Here is a 3967-nt window from a genome sequence, read left to right on the forward strand (position 1 = left end):
TGTGTCCTATTTTACAACACTTTGTGTATCCTGCTTACTTTTTTTTCTCTGCTACCCCTACTTATTGAGCCGATACCATTGGGGCGCAGTTTGATTTAGAGACATTGGCAGTAGTCAGCGAAGAATTACCAGAACAAACGGCATCAGCACTGTGGAAAGCCTTGCAAGAAGGACTCATTTTATTGATTTCCGAAGGCTATAACTTCATTCAAGCAGATGCTCAATCCCCAACTCAGTCTGTTGCTAATCCCATTTATAAGTTCCTGCACGATCGCGTCCAACAAGCGGCTTATTCATTGATTCCCGACGAGCAAAAACAAGCCACTCATCTGAAAATAGGACACTTACTGCTACAAAGTTCTTCCGAGATAGAAATCGAAGAAAAAATCTTTGATATTGTGGGGCATTTAAATCAAGGAATTGAGTTAATCAATCAATTAAGTGAACGCTCAGCCTTAGCCCAACTCAACTTAGAAGCTGGACGTAAAGCCAGAAATTCTACCGCCTACGCTGCGGCAAATATCTATATACAAACGGGCATTGAGTTACTGACACCTCAATGCTGGAAAAGTCAATATGAATTGGCGCTAAATCTTTATGTGGCTGCTGCTGAAATTGCCTATTTAAATGGTGACTTTGATGGTATGGAACAGATGGCAGCACTGGTTTTGCAAGAAGCTCAAACAATTTTAGATAGAGTTAAAATTTACGAAATTAAAATTGCCGCTCAGACATCTCAGAGCAAGGTGTTAGAAACGATCGCAGTAGCAAGAGAGGCACTCTTACAATTGGGGATTGAACTTCCTGCCGAACCTGATGAGGTCAAGATTGGCAAAGCGCTGCAAGCCCTTGCGGCCCTCCTCGGCGGCAGGAAGATTGAGGAATTGGTTGATCTACCTGTGATGACAAATCCACAGACTCAGGCTGCTATGCAACTGTCTGGTATGTTGTTTCCACCCATTTTCCAGGGAATGCCCGGTTTGCTGCCCTTGCTGAGCTCAACGATGGTGAGTTTATCACTCCAATTTGGGAATGCACCCGCATCGACGGTGGGTTATGCGATGCACGGGATGGTTTTCTGTGCCTTTTTCCAAGAGGTGGAAACGGGCTATAGCTTTGGGCAATTGGCACTTTCATTGCTGGATAGGTTGAATGTACCCGAATTTAAGTCCACAGTTCTACTTTTGTTTGGTGGCTGGATTCAGCATCGCCAAGAATCTCTTTTGGCAACGATACCGACGCTGAAAGAGGGCTATAGGTTTGGTATGGAAACTGGCGACTTTGTAGACGCTGGCTACAACATATATATTTGTTTTTACACTCATTTATTCGCTGGTGTAGAACTAGACACTTGGGAACCGGAAATAGCAAGTTACAGGGCGGTAATGGCGCAGTTGAAACAATATTCTGCGCGGGTTTATTTGGATATGATTCAGCAGACGGTGCAAAACTTGAGGGAAACCCATATTCGGTCGGATTTGTTAATAGGCTCTGCCTACGATGAAACGGTGATGATTCCCAAGCACTATCAGGATAATGAATTTACGGCGATCGCCTGTGCCTGCATCTTCAAACTGCTGCTTGCTTACTGCTATGGCAATTATACGGCTGCCCTAGACCATATTTCCCAAGTTAAACAGTATTTGATGGGAGTATCTGGATCGGCTTTTGTTCCAATTTTTCATTTTTATGCCGCCCTGACGCACCTGGCACTTTTTCCCGCACAGCCAGCAATTGAGCAAACTGAAATTCTTGGCTTAGTGGAAACCCATCAAAGCACGCTGCAACAGTGGGCGCAAAATGCTCCGATGAATTATCTGCATAAATGGTATTTAGTGGAAGCAGAACGCTATCGAGTTTTGGGCAATAAAGCCGAGGCGATTGAAATGTACGATCGCGCAATTTCGGGAGCCAAAGAAAACAAATATGTTAATGACGAAGCCCTGGCCAACGAACTAGCAGCCAAATTCTACTCGGAATGGGGCAAAACAAAAGTTGCTCAAGCCTACATATTTGAGGCGTATTATTGTTATGTTGAATGGGGAGCCACTGCTAAGGTAACGGATTTAGAAACGCGATATCCTCACTTATTCGCGGTAACTCAACCGGGAAGGAAAAACACTCAAACTACCGTAGCAATGACAACGACTGGTTCGGGAAATCACCTAGATATTGCCGCAGTCATGAAGGCTTCTCAGGCGATTTCTGGAGAAATTCTGCTAGATAAGCTACTGTCTAGCTTGATGAAAATTTTGATGGAAAATGCAGGGGCGCAACGAGGCTATCTAATTTTGTTAAGCCAGGGAAAACTGTTCATTGAAGCTGAAGGGAAAATCGATGACGAACTCGTAACCGTGTTGCAGTCAATCCCCGTTGAAACCTGTCAAGAACTTTCTTCCGCAATTGTTAATTATGTGAGCCGCACTCAAGAAAGCGTGGTACTGGATGATGCTGCGCGATCGGGACAATTTACCAACGACGCCCACATCCGAAAGCATCAACCCAAATCAATTTTATGTGTGCCGCTGATTAACCAATCTCAAATTATTAGTATTGTTTACTTAGAAAATAATCTGACAGCGGGAGCTTTTACCCCTGAAAGAGTGGAAATATTAAAAGTATTATCTGGACAAGCAGCTATCTCGATTCAAAATTCTAAGCTTTATACAGAAGTACGCGAAAATGAAAGCAGGCTGGCTCAACTAAACAAAGCTTACGAGCGCTTCATCCCCCATCAATTCCTCCAGTTTTTAGAGAAATCAAGCATTATTGATGTGGAACTGGGCGACCAAGTGCAGTTAGAAATGTCGGTGCTGTTTTCCGACATTCGCGACTTCACCACGCTTTCGGAAACTATGACGCCGGAGGATAATTTCAAATTTATCAATTCCTATCTTTCTCGCATGGAACCAGTCATTAATGAAAATCACGGGTTTATCGACAAATATATTGGCGATGCGATTATGGCGCTGTTTAGCGGCGAGGCGGATAATGCGGTGAAAGCGGGAATTGCTATGCTGCACCGTCTGGCTGAATACAATGAATACTGCGCTAACGCTGGCTGTGCGCCGATTCAGATTGGGATTGGGATTAATACGGGTTCTTTGATGCTGGGAACTGTGGGAGGACCAAATCGCATGGACGGGACGGTAATCAGCGATGCGGTGAATTTAGCTTCTCGTGTGGAAAGTTTGACAAAAAATTATGGGGTGGCGCTGTTAATTACCCAACCCACTTATGGGCGCCTGAAAAATCCTTCCCAGTACGCAATCCGCACTCTCGATACGGTAAAAGTCAAGGGAAAATCTGAAGCTGTGACGATTTATGAGGTGTTTGATGCAGATTCACCAGAAATTAAACAGGCGAAGTTAGCTACGCTGGAATTGTTTGCAGAAGCTAGGGCACTTTACTCGGAAGGGAAGTTCTTTGAAGCGGCGCGGCTTTTTGAAGAGTGTTGGCGTCAGAATCAGGGCGATCGCGTTGCTAAAATTTACTGGGAACGCTGTGAGTCTGCATTGTTGACTCGCACAAAAATCAAAGACAGGCTACACAATTTACATTAGACCTATTGCAAAATAATTTTATGTCATAGTCAAAAGTTTTACCCCTTTTCTATGGCTGGGTGCAATCTTAGCTCAACGCACTGCTCATTAGCCGATTCATTCCACCTATCATCTAAATTCGACTCAACCTTTAAGCCGTCGGTACGGGCAGGCTAGACAAAAAAAACCCCACAAAGAAGCATTATGGAGTCCTAGTTATTTTGCTGTTTCTGCTGGGGTGCGTAAGAAAGAAGTTTTGAAGGAGTATATCAGAAATCAAGAAAAGCCTGCCACTGAAGAAGGGGCTTGCATCCCATTTTTTTGGTCAGTCCTCTCCTATTTAGGATCGCGAATTAAGTAACTTACAATTTTAATTGTTATTGTGGGATGGGCGTCGGGCCCGTCCTTAAAAGACGGGCCCGACG

The 3967-nt window shown here is 44.2% G+C and carries 2 pseudogenes; both read left to right on the forward strand.

Annotated features, from left to right (window positions below):
• Positions 1 to 68 precede the first annotated feature (68 nt).
• Positions 69 to 3563 (forward strand): annotated as a pseudogene (locus QUA50_RS29030) (adenylate/guanylate cyclase domain-containing protein); the annotation flags it as partial.
• 94 nt (positions 3564 to 3657) lie between these two features.
• Positions 3658 to 3834 (forward strand): annotated as a pseudogene (locus tag QUA50_RS29035) (transposase); the annotation flags it as partial.
• Positions 3835 to 3967 lie beyond the last annotated feature (133 nt).

This window comes from Microcoleus sp. M2_D5 (assembly GCF_036701935.1).
Classification (GTDB): domain Bacteria; phylum Cyanobacteriota; class Cyanobacteriia; order Cyanobacteriales; family Microcoleaceae; genus Microcoleus.